Source organism: Mesorhizobium oxytropidicola (assembly GCF_056174625.1).
Map to the genome: position 1 here is coordinate 5,420,821 of NZ_CM149692.1, position 13,995 is coordinate 5,434,815.

At 64.3% G+C, this 13,995-nt stretch carries 12 protein-coding genes and 2 pseudogenes; 7 read left to right on the forward strand and 7 right to left on the reverse strand.

Annotated features, from left to right (window positions below; translation table 11 throughout):
- Positions 1-6: 6 nt before the first annotated feature.
- A complete protein-coding gene (locus AC0V8S_RS27250) occupies positions 7-1,071 on the forward strand; it encodes an ABC transporter ATP-binding protein (RefSeq protein ID WP_183458165.1) in 1,065 nt (354 codons plus the stop codon).
- A 30-nt stretch (positions 1,072-1,101) separates the two neighbouring features.
- On the opposite strand, the gene AC0V8S_RS27255 is transcribed toward AC0V8S_RS27250, so the two are convergent.
- From AC0V8S_RS27255 to AC0V8S_RS27265, 3 genes are all read right to left on the reverse strand, one after another.
- Positions 1,102-2,637, reverse strand: coding sequence for a DHA2 family efflux MFS transporter permease subunit (locus AC0V8S_RS27255; RefSeq protein WP_183458163.1), 1,536 nt, complete (start codon positions 2,635-2,637; stop codon positions 1,102-1,104).
- 311 nt (positions 2,638-2,948) lie between these two features.
- Complete coding sequence (locus AC0V8S_RS27260) at positions 2,949-4,127, reverse strand: HlyD family secretion protein (protein WP_475434510.1); 1,179 nt, start codon at positions 4,125-4,127, stop codon at positions 2,949-2,951.
- Entirely contained in the window at positions 4,124-4,597 is a 474-nt protein-coding gene (locus tag AC0V8S_RS27265) for a MarR family winged helix-turn-helix transcriptional regulator (RefSeq protein WP_019857459.1), read from the reverse strand. The genes AC0V8S_RS27260 and AC0V8S_RS27265 overlap by 4 nt, the downstream gene beginning before the upstream one ends.
- A gap of 260 nt (positions 4,598-4,857) precedes the next feature.
- Between AC0V8S_RS27265 and AC0V8S_RS27270 the strand changes: the two genes are divergently transcribed.
- The 6 genes and pseudogenes from AC0V8S_RS27270 to AC0V8S_RS27295 all read left to right on the forward strand — a co-directional run bounded on the left by AC0V8S_RS27270 (position 4,858) and on the right by AC0V8S_RS27295 (position 10,668).
- Entirely contained in the window at positions 4,858-5,466 is a 609-nt protein-coding gene (locus AC0V8S_RS27270; protein WP_183458159.1) for a CDP-alcohol phosphatidyltransferase family protein, read from the forward strand.
- Positions 5,467-5,502: 36 nt separating this feature from the next.
- The gene (locus tag AC0V8S_RS27275; protein ID WP_475434513.1) at positions 5,503-7,287 is read left to right on the forward strand and encodes a bifunctional alpha/beta hydrolase/class I SAM-dependent methyltransferase; all 1,785 of its coding nucleotides are present in this window, start codon (positions 5,503-5,505) and stop codon (positions 7,285-7,287) included.
- Positions 7,288-7,300: 13 nt separating this feature from the next.
- Positions 7,301-8,641, forward strand: coding sequence for a phosphatase PAP2/dual specificity phosphatase family protein (locus tag AC0V8S_RS27280; RefSeq protein WP_475434515.1), 1,341 nt, complete (start codon positions 7,301-7,303; stop codon positions 8,639-8,641).
- Positions 8,638-9,081 (forward strand): hypothetical protein, encoded by a 444-nt coding sequence (locus AC0V8S_RS27285; protein WP_475434517.1) that lies wholly within the window; start codon positions 8,638-8,640, stop codon positions 9,079-9,081. Before AC0V8S_RS27280 ends, AC0V8S_RS27285 begins: the two co-directional genes overlap by 4 nt.
- Positions 9,078-9,734, forward strand: a complete 657-nt coding sequence (locus AC0V8S_RS27290; RefSeq protein ID WP_475434519.1) for a lysophospholipid acyltransferase family protein — start codon at positions 9,078-9,080, stop codon at positions 9,732-9,734. The genes AC0V8S_RS27285 and AC0V8S_RS27290 overlap by 4 nt, the downstream gene beginning before the upstream one ends.
- Positions 9,734-10,668 (forward strand): annotated as a pseudogene (locus AC0V8S_RS27295) (phosphatidate cytidylyltransferase). Before AC0V8S_RS27290 ends, AC0V8S_RS27295 begins: the two are co-directional and overlap by 1 nt.
- Positions 10,669-10,693: 25 nt before the next feature.
- On the opposite strand, the gene AC0V8S_RS27300 reads toward AC0V8S_RS27295, so the two are convergent.
- The 4 genes and pseudogenes from AC0V8S_RS27300 to AC0V8S_RS27315 all read right to left on the reverse strand — a co-directional run bounded on the left by AC0V8S_RS27300 (position 10,694) and on the right by AC0V8S_RS27315 (position 13,988).
- Entirely contained in the window at positions 10,694-11,743 is a 1,050-nt protein-coding gene (locus AC0V8S_RS27300; protein WP_475434521.1) for a FecCD family ABC transporter permease, read from the reverse strand.
- Positions 11,743-12,688, reverse strand: a pseudogene (locus tag AC0V8S_RS27305) (ABC transporter substrate-binding protein). Before AC0V8S_RS27305 ends, AC0V8S_RS27300 begins: the two are co-directional and overlap by 1 nt.
- Positions 12,689-12,735: 47 nt before the next feature.
- The gene (locus AC0V8S_RS27310) at positions 12,736-13,524 is read right to left on the reverse strand and encodes an ABC transporter ATP-binding protein (protein WP_475434523.1); all 789 of its coding nucleotides are present in this window, start codon (positions 13,522-13,524) and stop codon (positions 12,736-12,738) included.
- Positions 13,521-13,988 carry a DUF1636 family protein gene (locus tag AC0V8S_RS27315; protein ID WP_475434525.1) on the reverse strand — a complete coding sequence of 156 codons (468 nt, stop codon included), beginning with the start codon at positions 13,986-13,988 and terminating at the stop codon, positions 13,521-13,523. The genes AC0V8S_RS27310 and AC0V8S_RS27315 overlap by 4 nt, the downstream gene beginning before the upstream one ends.
- Between the last annotated feature and the right edge of the window lie 7 nt (positions 13,989-13,995).

Genomic DNA, 13,995 nt, shown 5'->3' on the forward strand with positions numbered 1-13,995 from the left:
TACAAGATGTCTTCTGTCCAGATCGTCGACGTGAAGAAGTCCTATGGTGCGACCCCCGTGATCCATGGGGTCAGCGTCGACATTGAGGATGGCGAGTTCGTCATCCTCGTCGGCCCTTCGGGCTGCGGAAAATCGACCCTGCTGCGCATGATTGCCGGGCTCGAAACCATCTCGGGCGGCGAGATATCGATCGGCGAGCGAGTGGTGAATCATCTGCAGCCGAAGGAACGGGACATCGCCATGGTGTTCCAGAACTATGCGCTCTATCCGCAGATGACCGTCGCGCAAAATATGGGTTTCGCCCTCGAACTCGCCGGCGCCAAGAAAGCCGAGATCAAGGAAAAGGTAGACACGGCGGCATCGATCCTGGGGCTGCAGCCGCTGCTCGCGCGCTATCCGCGCCAGTTGTCGGGCGGCCAGCGCCAACGCGTCGCCATGGGCCGCGCCATCGTGCGCGATCCCAAGGTATTCCTGTTCGACGAGCCGCTCTCCAACCTCGACGCCAAGCTGCGCGTGCAGATGCGCTCCGAGATCAAGGCGCTGCACCAGCGTCTCAAATCGACCATCGTCTATGTCACACACGACCAGATCGAGGCGATGACGATGGCCGACAAGATCGTCGTGCTCAATGGCGGCAGGATCGAGCAGATCGGCTCGCCGCTCGACCTGTACGACCGGCCGGTCAATATGTTCGTCGCCGGATTCCTTGGATCGCCGGCGATGAATTTCATCGAAGGAACAGCGCGCGACAATCCTCATCCCGGCCTCGAACTGGACGACGGATCGATTATCCCGCTGTCAGCCATTCCTGCCACAGCCGCAGGGCGGCGCCTCGTGCTGGGCGTGCGTCCGGAAGACATTCACATCGACAGCGCAACCGGCGCAGCGGCCAGGGTAATTGTCGTCGAGCCCACGGGCGCGGAGACGCATCTTTCTGTCGAAATGGCGGGCCACGAACTCGTCTGCGTGCTGCGCGAGCGCGTCATTTTGAGACCGGATGAGACCGTCATGCTTTCCCTGCGAAAGTCGACCGTGCATTTCTTCGACCCGGCGTCGGGGAGCCGCATTTGACCGCAGGCACCGCGGCGGCGGCCCGAGGGCCTAGTCCATATGCGCTGCAGGTGCGCCGCCGCCGGCCGGCGCAGCCTTCGGCTTGCGCAGCAGGAAGACGAACGGGATGGCGAGCAGTGTCATCACCATCAAGATTTTGAAGTCATTGACGTAGGAGATCATCATCGCCTGGAGATTGACCATGCGATCGACCTCCGACAGCGCCATCGGATCGCCACCCGCGGCCGCTGGCGAGACCGCCCAGAGGTTAGGATTGAACGGGTTGATGAAGGCGGAAAGCTCGGCGTGGTTAATCTGCGTGTTGCGCACCAGCAGCACCGTCACGACCGACACGCCGATCGACGAGCCAAGATTGCGCACCAGGCTGAACAGCGCGGTCGCGTCGGTGCGGTAGCGTGCGTCGAGCGTGGCGAAGGCAACCGTCGACAGCGGCACGAACACCATTCCCATCCCCAGGCCCTGGATGACGCCGGAGCTGATGATCAGCCAGTTATCCATCTGCGGGGTGAAGCTCGCCATGGTGTAGAGCGACTGAGCGGTCAGCAGAAAGCCGATGACGACGAGAATCCTGGCGTCGATCTTGCCCATGAGCCGCCCGACGACGAGCATCGAAACCATCGTGCCGATACCGCGCGGACCTATGACGACACCGATGGTGATGGTCGGATAGCCGAAAATGGTCGACAGCATTGGCGGCAGCAGCGACATCGAGGCCAGGATGAGCACACCCATGACGAAGATGAACGCCAGGCCGGTCACGAAATTCTGGTCGAGGAAGATCTTCGGATCGATGAAGGGATGTTCCGCCGTCACTGTGTGAATGATGAACACCCAGAAGCCGGTGATGGCCAGGCCGAGTTCGATCCAGATCTCGACCGAGGAAAACCAGTCGACCTCGCCGCCGCGGTCCAGCATCAGCTGCAGCGCGCCGACGCCGAGCGATATCATGGCAAAGCCGAAGAAGTCGAAGCTGCGCACCCGCCGGGCAACGGCCGGCAGATAGGCCGCCATGCCAAGGAAGGCGACGATGCCGACCGGCAGGTTGATGAAGAACACCCAGCGCCAGTTGAAATTGTCGGTCAGCCAGCCGCCTAGCGTCGGGCCCAGGATCGGTCCCAGCATGATGCCGGCACCCCAGATGGCCATGGCCTGGCCGTGACGCTCCTTGGGGTTGATGTCGAGCAGGAATGTCTGCGACAGCGGCACGATGGCGGCGCCGAACACGCCTTGCATCAGCCGGAACAGCACAATGGTTTCAAGGCTCCATGCCAGGCCGCACAGCATGGAGAAGATGGTGAAGCCGACCACCGCCGTCAGGAACAATTCCTTGCGGCCGAAACGGTCGGCGAGCCAGCCGGTGACCGGCGTCATGATGGCGGCTGCCACGATATAGGATGTCAGCACCCAGTTGATGTTGTCCGGGGAGGCACCGAGATCGCCGGTCATCGTCGGCAGCGCGACGTTAGCGATGGTGGTGTCGAGCGCCTGCATGATCGTCGCCAGCATGAGCGCAACCGTGATCAGGCCGCGATGCGGCACTTCCTTGAAAGGTTCTGGCGTGCTCATGATGCGGAACTTCCAGCAGGTAACAAAAACGTGTACATAGGGTTTCCGGGCGGCAACGCCTTCCGTTGAGAGACCCTCATCGCGGTGGGACGCGATTATCGATGTGGGGGTTACATCGATCGAAAGTCTCTGATGAGCGGATGCCTGCCGCCCGGAAACATGAGGACCGAAGGGTCCGTGACGAAGATTTTCAGATTTCGGCCTGGCCGCGACGCGGCCCGAACCAAACGCTGATCCTTCCCACTCCTCCCATCAGACCAATCCCTGCTATCCACTTCCACCCGCCTGGCCGCCGCGGGCTTCCGCTGACTTTACTGCGCGGGCTCGCCAGCCGTGGCGTGACCGAATATTGCGGGAAAACCGCGGGCGACGCCGGTGTCGACGGTGACAGAGGCGCTCATGCCGGTCCGCAGCGCCATTTTGGCGTCGGGATCGGTCAGCTCCAGGCGCACCGGAATGCGCTGCGTGACCTTGACCCAGTTGCCGGTGGCGTTCTGGGCGGGCAGCAGCGAGAATTCAGCACCCGTTCCCGCACCGATCGCCTTGACCGTCGCTTCGAAGGTCTTGCCCGGATAGGTGTCGACGACGATCTCGGCCTTCTGACCTGGCCTCATGTTGGTGAGCTGGGTTTCCTTGAAATTGGCATCGATCCAGGTGTCATCGGTCTCGACCAGTGAAAACAGCGGCGTGCCGGAGCCGACATACTGGCCGACCTTGAAGGACGAGGCTTGGGAGATCACGCCATCGGCGGGCGCCTTCACCGTAGTCCGCGCCAGGTCGTAGGCGGCCTTGTCGCGCGCGGCGAGCGCGGCCATCACGGTCGGATGCTTGTCGGTTTCGATGTCGGGGTTGCCGCCGAGTGCGGCCTTGGCGCTGATGATGCCTTGCTGGGCGACGGCGACCTGCTGCTTTGCCTTGTCGAGGTCGTTGCGGGCTTCATCCAGCGACGATTTGGCGTTGATGCCCTTCTGCGCGAGATCGGCGGCGCGGTCATATTGCGACTGGGCGTAGTCGACCTCGCTGCTGGCGGACTTCTCCTGCGCCGTCGACTGGCTGTAGGCGGCGCGCAGCTGCTCGACGTTGAGGCGCGCCGCGGCAACCGCGGCGTCGGCCTGGGCAAGCGCGATCCGGTAAGGCTCGGGGTCGATGGTGAACAGAAGATCGCCCTGCTTGACCATCTGATGGTCCGCTATCGCAACCTGGACGATGCGGCCCGCCGTGTCCGAGGCGATCGACACCTTGGCCTGCTGCAGATTGGCGTTTTCCGTTTCCTGATAGCGTCCACCGGTCACCCAGACATAGCCGCCGCCGATAATCAGCGCCGCCGGCAAGGCAAACATCAAGAAGAAGCGGCCCATGCGGCGCTTCTTCTTCGGCGCCGGGACCGGCTCCATGGGAGGAGCGACCGCAACAGGAACGGCAACCGGTTGGGCCGGCGCCTCCATCTCCACCTTGGCGGCGTTTTCGTCTATCTTGGCTACCGCGTTCATGCTGCTGCGCCTTTCGTAGGCTCGACTTTTTCCGAGGTATCGCCGTCCGCCAGATTCTGTGCCATCGCATCGAGCGCCCTGATCAGGACGCGACGGTCCTCCGGAGAAACGCCGACAAGCGACTCCTCATAGACTTCGCCGGCGAGGCTCTTGACCTCGGCATAGGCAGCGCTTGCCTTGGCGGTCGGGAAAATCATGCGCACGCGGCGGTCGGCGGCGTCGGCGCGGCGCTCGATCCAGCCGCCCTCTTCCATCCGGTCGACAAGGCGCGAGACACTGATCGGCTCGATTTCGAGCAGTTCAGCGAGCCGGGCCTGGGTGACTCCCTCCTCCTTGGCGACACGCACCATGAGGCGCCATTGCGCCGAGGACAGGCCAAGCCCACTGGCGCGCGTCTCGAAACGCTTGCGCATCAGGCGTTGCACGTCGTGGATCAAAAATCCCAATCTGTCGATGCCATCTGAAACCATGAGCGGTATATATAATAAGCGTGCTTACTATTCAAGCGGCTGCGTCGCCCCGGAAGCCGGCAAATGTGCATGGCATGATCATGGTTAGCGACTGGTGAGGGCCGTGACCCGAGATGGGGTACGCAGCGACCGAGCATCGCCAGGCGACGTTCAAATACCGGCCCCATCAAGGCCGCGAGTACCCGTTTGGGCGCTGCGGCCGCTGGTCGCGTATGACATATTCATGTACAGCCGCAAGTCAGGATCGGGGGATCGACGCCATGCCGACGCTTTACGCGCTCAAGCCGGCTTTCCAGGGAAGACTGCGGCCGCTGGTCAACCGGCTGGCGGCAATCGGCGTCACCGCCAACAGCATCACCATACTGGCGGCCCTGATGTCGATCGCGGCAGGAGCGGCCATCGCGATCCTGCACGAATGGCGCTGGCCGCTGCTGCTCATTCCCGTGGTGCTGTTCGTGCGCATGGCGCTCAACGCCGTGGATGGCATGCTGGCGCGCGAACATGGCCAGGCTTCGACACTCGGCATGTATCTGAACGAGATTTGCGATGTCGTTTCGGACCTGGCGCTGATCCTGCCTTTCGCCGCCTTTACGCTGTTCAGCGCATGGGGCGTCATCGCTTTCGCCATCACCGCGGTGCTGACCGAGTTCGCCGGTGTGCTCGGCATCGCCGCCGGCATCGGACGCAACTATGCCGGGCCGTTTGGCAAGAGCGACAGGGCGCTGGCGCTGGGCGTGGTGGCGGTCCTGTGCGCCGCCGGGCTGTGGCCATCATCCATCGCGGCGTTTGTGTTTCCGGCCATGGCAACGCTTTCACTGCTGACCGCCATAAACCGGATACGCGCCGGTCTTATTGGCAGCGCCAGCTGAGCACAGGGGCTCGCCATGCCGCCAGAGGGAAAGACCATGATGCACGGACCGATTGCAGCGGCTGCCGAAAACCTTGGCCGGCAGGCACAAGAGCGTGTCTTCCACAGCCATGACGGGACCGAGATCTTCTACCGGTTCTGGCCGGCGGCCTCCGCCGATGCCAACGGCGCGGTGGTGCTCTTCCATCGCGGCCATGAACATGGCGGCCGCATGGCCCATCTCGTCGACGAACTGCGGATGCCGGATCACGCCTTCTACGCCTGGGATGCCCGCGGCAACGGCCGTTCATCCGGCGAACGCGGCTATGCTCCGTCCTTCTCGGCGCTGGTGCGCGACATAGACTGCTTCATGCGCGAGATCGCCGCCAGGGACGGCTTCGCCATGCAGGACATTGCGCTGATCGCGCAGTCCTTCGGCGCCGTGCTTGCCGCCGCCTGGGTGCACGATTATGCGCCGAAACTGCGCGCCATGGTGCTGGCCTCGCCGGCCTTTTCGGTCAAGCTCTACGTGCCCTTCGCCAAGGAGGGCATCGCGCTCTGGCAAAGGCTCAAGGGCCGTTTTTTCGTCAACTCCTACGTCAAGGCGAAATTCCTGACCCATGACCCCGTGCGCATCGCCTCGTTCGAGAGCGATCCGCTGATCACGCGGCCGATCGCCTCCAACATCCTGGTCGAACTCTACCAGCACGCCGCCCGTATCGTTGCCGACGCCCGCGCCATCACCGTGCCGACGCAGCTTCTGCTTTCGGGAAGCGACTGGGTGGTGCGCCACGGCCCGCAGCACGAATTCTTCGTCAATCTCGGCAGCCGGACCAAGGAACGCCATGTGTTGCCGGGTTTCTTCCACGACACGCTGGGCGAGCGCGACCGGGCGCAGGCCCTTGACCTGATCCGGCCGTTCCTGGCCAGGCAGTTCACGGCGCCTGACGCACCGGTCGACCTGAAGCAGGCGGATATTGCCGGCTATACGCGCGACGAGGCAGACCGGCTTGCCTCGCCGCTCGATCTGTTGTCGCCCAAGGGCCTCTATTGGGCCTTCAGCCGCGCCTCCATCCGCATGGGCGCCTGGGTCTCGTCGGGCATGAAGGCCGGTGTCACCACCGGCTTCGATTCCGGCTCGACGCTGGACTATGTCTACGAGAACGAGGCGCGCGGGCTGCCGCCGCTTGGCCGCTTCGTCGACCGCATCTTCCTGGAGGCCATCGGCTGGCGCGGCATCCGCCAGCGCAAGCTGCATCTGGAAGAACTGATCGGCGCCGCGCTGGCGACACTCAAGGCCGCCGGCCGGCCGGCGCATATTCTCGACATCGCCGCCGGCCACGGCCGCTATGTTCTCGATGCGATCGTGAAGAGCCCCGACCAGCCGGCAAGCGTGCGCCTGCAGGATTATTCCGACCTCAATGTCGAGCTTGGCCGCAAGCTGATCGCCGAGCGGCAATTGTCGGCCAGCGTCTCGTTCCGGCGCGCCGACGCTTTCGATGCCGACATGCTCGCGGCGATCGATCCGGCGCCGGACCTCGCCATTGTCTCCGGCCTCTACGAACTGTTCTCCGACAATGCGATGATCGCCCGCTCGCTTGGCGGACTGGCCCGCGCCATGCAGCCGGGCAGCCTGCTCCTTTACACCAACCAGCCCTGGCATCCGCAGCTCGAGATGATAGCACGCAGCCTGACCTCGCATCGCGGCGGCCAGGCCTGGGTCATGCGGCGGCGCACGCAAGGTGAAATGGACCAGCTCGTCGAAGCCGCCGGTTTCGAGAAACTCGACCAGCGCATCGACCAGTGGGGCATCTTCACCGTCTCGGTCGCACGGCGCCTGTAGGACCAACCCAGGCATGCCGACTGACCCCGACGCTTCGCAATCTGCAGCCATCGTCGCCGCCGAACCCTACAGCCGGGTGGTCGTCAGGGCGGCTTTGTGGCTGGCGTTCCTGGCGCCGTTCTTCTACCTGACCTATGGCTTCGCCAACTGGCTGGCGTCGCGGCGCGACGATGTCGGCAGCATCGTGTTCGCCTGGGAGCACAGCATCCCGTTCGTCGCCTGGACCATCGTGCCCTACTGGTCGATCAATCTGTTCTACGGCCTGTCGCTGCTGCTCAACGACAACCGGCAAGGGGTCGACCGCCTGGCCGGCCGCTATCTCACCGCGCAGATCGTCGCCGTCACTTGCTTCATCCTGTTCCCGCTGACCGCGACATTCGTGCGGCCGCAAACGACCGGCCTGCCGGGCTTCATGTTTGCCGTGCTTGGCGGTTTCGACAAGCCATTCAACCAGGCACCCTCGCTGCACATCGCCCTGCTGGTGATCATCTGGGACCATTGGCGCCACCGGCTCGGTGGCTTTCTGCTGCCGCTCTGGCATGGCTGGTGCTTCCTGATCGGCGCTTCGGTGCTGACGACCTGGCAGCATCATTTCATCGATATCCCGACCGGAGCGCTGCTCGGCTTTTTCGCGCTCTGGCTGTTTCCGCGCGGCGGCGAATTGCCGTTTTCGGGCTTCCGGCTGACCAGCGACGCGAAAGCCCGCCGGCTGGCGCTGTTCTATGGACTGGGCGCCTTCCTTGCGCTGGCGGGCGCCGCACTTGGCGCGCTCTTTTCAGCCGTCGCGCTCATCTTCCTCTGGCCGGCCCTGGCGCTGGCCATGGTTGCCTTCGCCTATGCCGGAGCCGGCGCAAAAGTGTTCCAGAAATCCGTGGATGGCAGCATCACGCTCGCAAGCCGCATCCTGCTCTTGCCTTACCGTCTCGGCGCCAGGGCAAACATATGGGCCTGGACGCGTGATCTTGTTCCGCAGGTCGCGGTGGCCGACGGCGCCTTTCTCGGGCGCTTTCCCAGTGCAAGCGAGGCCAACGGCTTCGGCACGGTCATCGACCTCGCCGCTGAACTTGAAAGGCCGGCGGGAGCGACGTGCCGCTGGATCAGCTTTCCGATGGTCGACCTGTTGCCGCCGCCCGTAATGACGCAGCAACAGGTGGCCGGCGCGCTGGAGAAAGCGCGCCGCGACGGCACGGTGCTGGTCTGCTGCGCGCTCGGTTTCCAGCGCAGCGCCTGCGTTGTCGCCGAATGGCTGGTGGCGACCGGCAGGGCCAGGACACCGGCCCTGGCCCGCGAGATGCTTAAGGCCGCCGGCCGGCCGGTTCATCTGGTCGAGACCACCGAGCGGGCGGCATCATGACCGGCAATGCCTATCAGGAAAGCACCGATCGCTTCGCTCGCATGCTGATGCGGCAGGCCGCGTGGCCGGCGGCGGTTGTCGTGGCCGCGAACGTGCTGGCGCCCTTGGCCGCCTCGGCGCGCGGCGCCTTCGAGACCTTGCCCGCGGCCCTCGCGCTGTCGCTCACTGCCGTGAGCGCGGTCGCCGTGCTGGCGCTGTCGGCTTTGCTGGCATTCGATGCGCTGCTGTTCCGGCTGATGGCCAGCCATGACGACGAGGCTTCCGCTGGTGCCGCGGTGGATGACATGCTGGCGCGCATGCGCCTGAAACCGCTGCCGTCCTCCACACGTTCGCTGGACGAGCGCATGGCCGGTACCCGCCGTTTGCTGACCAGGCAACGCGTAGCCTTTGGCCTGTTCGTGGTGATGCTTTTCGCAGCCGGATTTTGGGCGCCGCGATGAGCAGGCTTGCGCTGAAGACCCTGCTGCAGACGGTAACCTCCGTCGGCCTCTCGGCATTGGCCTGGGTGGTGACCGGGGTGCGTCCGATCTGGAACGGCAGCCAGCCGTCGGACCGGCAGCGCATCTATTTTGCCAACCACACCAGCCATGGCGACTTCATCCTCTTGTCGGCCTGCCTCAGCGAAAAGGAGCGCGCGATCACCCATGCCGTGGCTGCCGGCGAGTATTGGGGAAAGTCGCGGCTGCGCCGCTTTATCGCCGAGGACATGCTGTCGTCCGTGCTCATCAACCGGCAATGGACGAAGCCCGAGGAAAACCCGATCGAGATCATGCTGTCCGTCCTCGACCAGGGCCACTCGCTGATCCTGTTTCCCGAAGGCACCCGCAACATGACCGAGGAGCCGCTGCTGCCCTTCCGCTCCGGGCTCTACAATTTGTCGATGGCGCGGCCGGAGGTCGAACTGATCCCGTGCTGGATCGAGAACATGTCGCGCGTGCTGCCCAAGGGCCAGTTCCTGCCGGTGCCGCTTCTGTGCCGCGTCGTCTTCGGCGCGCCGGTGACGGTGGCGCCGGGCGAAGAGCGGCGCGCCTTTCTCGACCGAGCCCACGCCACGCTTCTGGCGCTCAACCCGCGTCCCGAACGAGACGATTGATGCGCCACGACATCTCGATCCTGATCATCGGCCTGCTGGTGGTGCTGACGACTGCCAGCATCGTCGCCGCCATACTGTCGGCGCGCGCGCCGAAGCCGCTCAGTTCGACGCTGGTCAATCTCACCCAGCGCATCAACGCCTGGTGGGTGATGGTGGCGCTGATGACGGTCGCCTTCTTTTCGGCCGCTACGGGCTGACCATCCTGTTCGCGCTGATCTCGTTTGCGTCGCTGCGCGAATTCGTGACGCTGACGCACACGCGCCGCAGCGACCATTGGGTGCTGCTTGGCATGTTCGGCATCATCATCCCGTTTCAATACTGGCTGGTGTGGACCGCCTGGTACGGGCTCTTCGTCATCTTCATTCCGGTCTATTGCTTCCTGCTGATGCCGGCCATCACCGCGTTGCATGGCGACACCGAGCGCTTTCTCGAGCGGATCGCCGCGCAGCAATGGGCTGTCATGATCTCGGTCTATTGCGTCAGCCATGTTCCAGCGCTGCTGACGCTCGACGTGCCGGGCTTCGAAGGCCGCAACCTGTTGCTGATCGCCTTCCTGATCATCGTCGTGCAAGGCAGCGACGTGCTGCAATACATCTTCGGCAAGCTGTTCGGAAAACACCGTTTCTCGCCAACCGTATCGCCGTCGAAAACCTGGGAAGGCCTGATCGGCGGACTGGTGTCGGCGAGCCTGCTCGGCGCGCTTCTGTCGTTCGTGACGCCGTTCTCGCCGCTGCAGGCGGCTTGTGTCGCCTTCGTCGCCTGTTCGATGGGTTTTCTAGGCGGGTTGGTCGCCTCGGCCATCAAGCGCGACCAGGGCGTCAAGGACTGGGGCCATCTCATCGAAGGCCATGGCGGCATGATGGACCGTACCGACAGCCTGATCTTCGCCGCCCCGATCTTCTTTCACATCGTGCGCTATTTCTGGACGGTCTGAACCGGCAAGCTCTGGCCTAGCGCGCTCAGAGCCGGTTTCGCACGACCAGCGTGACGACGAAGAAGGCACCGAGCGAGCTGGTGATGATGCCGATGGGCAGTTCCTGCGGCGGCAGCAGGGTTCGCGCCAGAAGGTCGCTGGCCAGCAACAGCACCGCGCCGAACAACGCGCAGCTGGCGATCAGGCGCAGATGCAAGGGACCGGCCAGCGGCCGCGACAGATGCGGGATCATCAATCCGACAAAGCCGATGACACCGGCGACCGAGACGAGAATTGCCGTCGAAAAGGCGGCAACGAGAAACGTCGTCCTGCGCATCCGCGCCACCGGCACGCCAAGGCTTTCTGCGGCACTTTCACCGGCCAGGAAGGCATCCAGCCTGCGGTGGTTCCACAGCCCGTAAACCGCAATAGCGCCGGCTCCCAAGGCGCCCAGCCAGACATTGTCCCAGCGCGCCAGACCGAGCCCGCCCATCGTCCAGAACAGCACCGAATGGGCGGCGCGCTGGTCGCCGGCAAAGACCAGATAGTTGGTCAGGGCGGTGAACAGGAAGGAGACGGCAAGGCCGGCGAGGATCAGCCGTTCCGGCCCCTGCCCCCGCACCCGCGCGACCAGCAGCAGGACAATGCCGGCGGCCAGTATACCGCCGGTGAAGGCGGCGACCGGCAAGGTCCAGATGCCAAAACTGTCGCCGAACACGGTGATGACGGAAACCGCACCGGCAGCGGCTCCCACCGACAGACCGAACAGGAAGGGATCGGCAAGATCGTTACGGGTCACCGTCTGCAGCAAGGCGCCTGTTATGCCGAGGCCGCCGCCGACACAGACCGCCAGGATGGTGCGCGGCAGCCTGAGATCGACGACGATCTTGCCGACCGGGCCCGACACCTGGTGCCCGTTCAGCCCGACGGCATGGCCGAGCGAGGCGATGACGTCGGTCAGCGGGATCAGTGTCGATCCATAGGCGATCGACATGAGCACGAGGGCGACGACCGCCACCGCGCCCGCTGCCATGGCCAGCGCAAATCCCTTGTGCCCTGAAAGCGCGCCGGATTTATGCCCCGGGGCAAGAAGCATCAGAACGCTTCCGGATGCATCGCCTTGGCGATCTTGGCGATCGCCTCGATGTTTGCCGGTCCGGGCGTCAGTTCAGCATAGCGGAGCGCCACGAAGCGCTCGTTCTTGACCGCGTCCGTCTCTTTCATGGCCGGATGCGCTTTGAGGAAATCGAGCAGTTTCTTGTAGCCGCCGCCATCCTGGTAATCGAGCAGGATAAGGAATTGCGGATTGCGCGACGCCACCGTTTCCCAGTCAGTATTGCCCCAGCTGGTGTCCATGTCGGCCATGATGTTGTCGCCGCCCGCGGCAGTGATCATGGCGCTAGGAATAGCGAATTTTCCGGCGGTGAACGGCTTGTCCTCGCCTGAGTCATAGAGGAACACCCGCGTCCCCTTGGCATTGCCGACCTTGGCGGTGATATCGGCCAACTGCGCCTTCCAGCTGGAGACGGCTTTTCCGCGTCCGCCTCCTTGCCGAAGATCTTGCCGAGCTTTTCGACGTCGCCATAGAGCAGGTCCATCGAGGCGGCGGGGCGGTTCTTGTCGAGATGGACGCAGCTTTCGGTCAGCACCAGCGTCTTGATGCCGTGCGGGGCGAGCGTGTCGGGCGTCACGTCGCCGCCCGGCTTCATGCCATAGTACCAGCCGGCGAAGAAGAAATCGGGCTCGACGGCGACCAGGTTTTCGAGCGTCGGGTATTTTGGCGCCAGTTCCGGGATGGACCCCTGCTCGGCCTTGAATTCGGGGCCGACCTTGTACCATCCGGTGATGCCGGTAGGCCGACGATCGATGGCTGCAACTTCAGTGCGAAGGCCATCTCGGCCATGTTGAGATCGTGGATGACGGCGCGCTTGGGCGGCGCGTCGAAGGTCAGAGGCTTGCCGCAGCTGTCGACGGTGACCGGGAAGGCGAAGGCCGTCGAGGCCAGCAGCGAGAAGACAAGCGACAAGACGAGACGTTTCACGGATTTTGCTCCTTGATTGAACAGTATCGGATGAAGGATAGGTTTGATCAGGACAGCGGCGCGGCACGGTTCGGAACATCGAAGACCGTGAGTTCGCGGTCCTCGGTGGGATGGCGCAGGCGAAACACGTCGACGCCGAAAATCTCGCGGATCAGCTGTTGGGTCAGCGCTTCGCGCGGTGCAGCCAGCGCATGCAGCCGCGCTTCGTGCATCACCGCGACCCTGGTGGCGAAGGGTGCCACCAACGCCAGATCGTGCAGCACCGCGATCACCGTCATGCCGAAGCCGGCCACGAGTTCGAGAAGCTCGCCGCGGGCGCGCGGGTCGAGATGGTTGGTCGGCTCGTCGAGGAACAGCACTTTCGGTTGCTGTGCGATGGCGCGCGCAAGCTGGGCGCGCTGGCGTTCGCCGCCCGACAGCGAGCCGATGCTGCGGCCAAGCAGCGGCAACAGGCCGGTTCGGCCCAGCGCGTCGACGACAATGTGGCGTTCCTCGCTCTTGCGCCTCAGGCCCGCATGCGGAACGCGGCCGAGTTCGACATAGTCGATCACCGCCAGCCTCGGGTCTGGCTGGTCGGTCTGGCCGACGACGGCGATGTGAAGCGCGCGCTCGGCGGTCGAGATCCTGTCCAGGTGGCGCCCGCCAAGCTTCACCTCGCCCGCAGTTGGCCTGAGCATGCCCGACAGCATGCGCAGCAGCGTGGTCTTGCCGGCGCCATTGGGGCCGATAATGGCAACGCGATCGCCTGATGCCACCGACAGGCTGACGGCGTGGACCAGGTCGCGGCCATTCGCCATCGCGCAGAGGTCGTGCGCTTCGAGAAGCGGCATTGTCATCGGCTGTCACCCGCAAACTTGGCCGGGCCGGGGATACGGGCCAGCGTCTTGCCCGCCAGTCGCGGCGGACGTTGTCCGGAATTGCACCAGCCGTCAGCGAGCGAGGCGTATAGCCTTGCAAATCGCACGAGATCACCGGCGTCGGCCTCGGCGTCGATGGAGCCGAAAAGATAGGAAGCCTTGCCCGGCGCCTGGAAGGCCACCGTCAGCGGCCGCGCGCAGCCCGCCATGCACTCGACGCCTTCGATCGTGAAGCCATGCGCCACGGCGGGTTCATGATGGGCCGAGAGCCGGGAGCGCAAATCGGCGCACAGGCTTTCGCCCGACCTGATGCCGGTCGGGACGTCACGGCAAAGCGTGCACACGATGATGCGATGATCGATGGAGCCGTCCAACTTTCCGTCACTTTCCAAAACTGGCGACGGAAGGATGTTGGCGAGCCGGCCGACAAGACCGACGTCCACGTTTCCT

Coding starts and splice junctions, on each gene's coding strand:
- AC0V8S_RS27250 (WP_183458165.1), top strand. CDS start 7: ATGTCTTCTGTCCAGATCGTCGACGTGAAGAAGTCCTATGGTGCGACC.
- AC0V8S_RS27255 (WP_183458163.1), bottom strand. CDS start 2,637: ATGAGCACGCCAGAACCTTTCAAGGAAGTGCCGCATCGCGGCCTGATC.
- AC0V8S_RS27260 (WP_475434510.1), bottom strand. CDS start 4,127: ATGAACGCGGTAGCCAAGATAGACGAAAACGCCGCCAAGGTGGAGATG.
- AC0V8S_RS27265 (WP_019857459.1), bottom strand. CDS start 4,597: ATGGTTTCAGATGGCATCGACAGATTGGGATTTTTGATCCACGACGTG.
- AC0V8S_RS27270 (WP_183458159.1), top strand. CDS start 4,858: ATGCCGACGCTTTACGCGCTCAAGCCGGCTTTCCAGGGAAGACTGCGG.
- AC0V8S_RS27275 (WP_475434513.1), top strand. CDS start 5,503: ATGATGCACGGACCGATTGCAGCGGCTGCCGAAAACCTTGGCCGGCAG.
- AC0V8S_RS27280 (WP_475434515.1), top strand. CDS start 7,301: ATGCCGACTGACCCCGACGCTTCGCAATCTGCAGCCATCGTCGCCGCC.
- AC0V8S_RS27285 (WP_475434517.1), top strand. CDS start 8,638: ATGACCGGCAATGCCTATCAGGAAAGCACCGATCGCTTCGCTCGCATG.
- AC0V8S_RS27290 (WP_475434519.1), top strand. CDS start 9,078: ATGAGCAGGCTTGCGCTGAAGACCCTGCTGCAGACGGTAACCTCCGTC.
- AC0V8S_RS27300 (WP_475434521.1), bottom strand. CDS start 11,743: ATGCTTCTTGCCCCGGGGCATAAATCCGGCGCGCTTTCAGGGCACAAG.
- AC0V8S_RS27310 (WP_475434523.1), bottom strand. CDS start 13,524: ATGACAATGCCGCTTCTCGAAGCGCACGACCTCTGCGCGATGGCGAAT.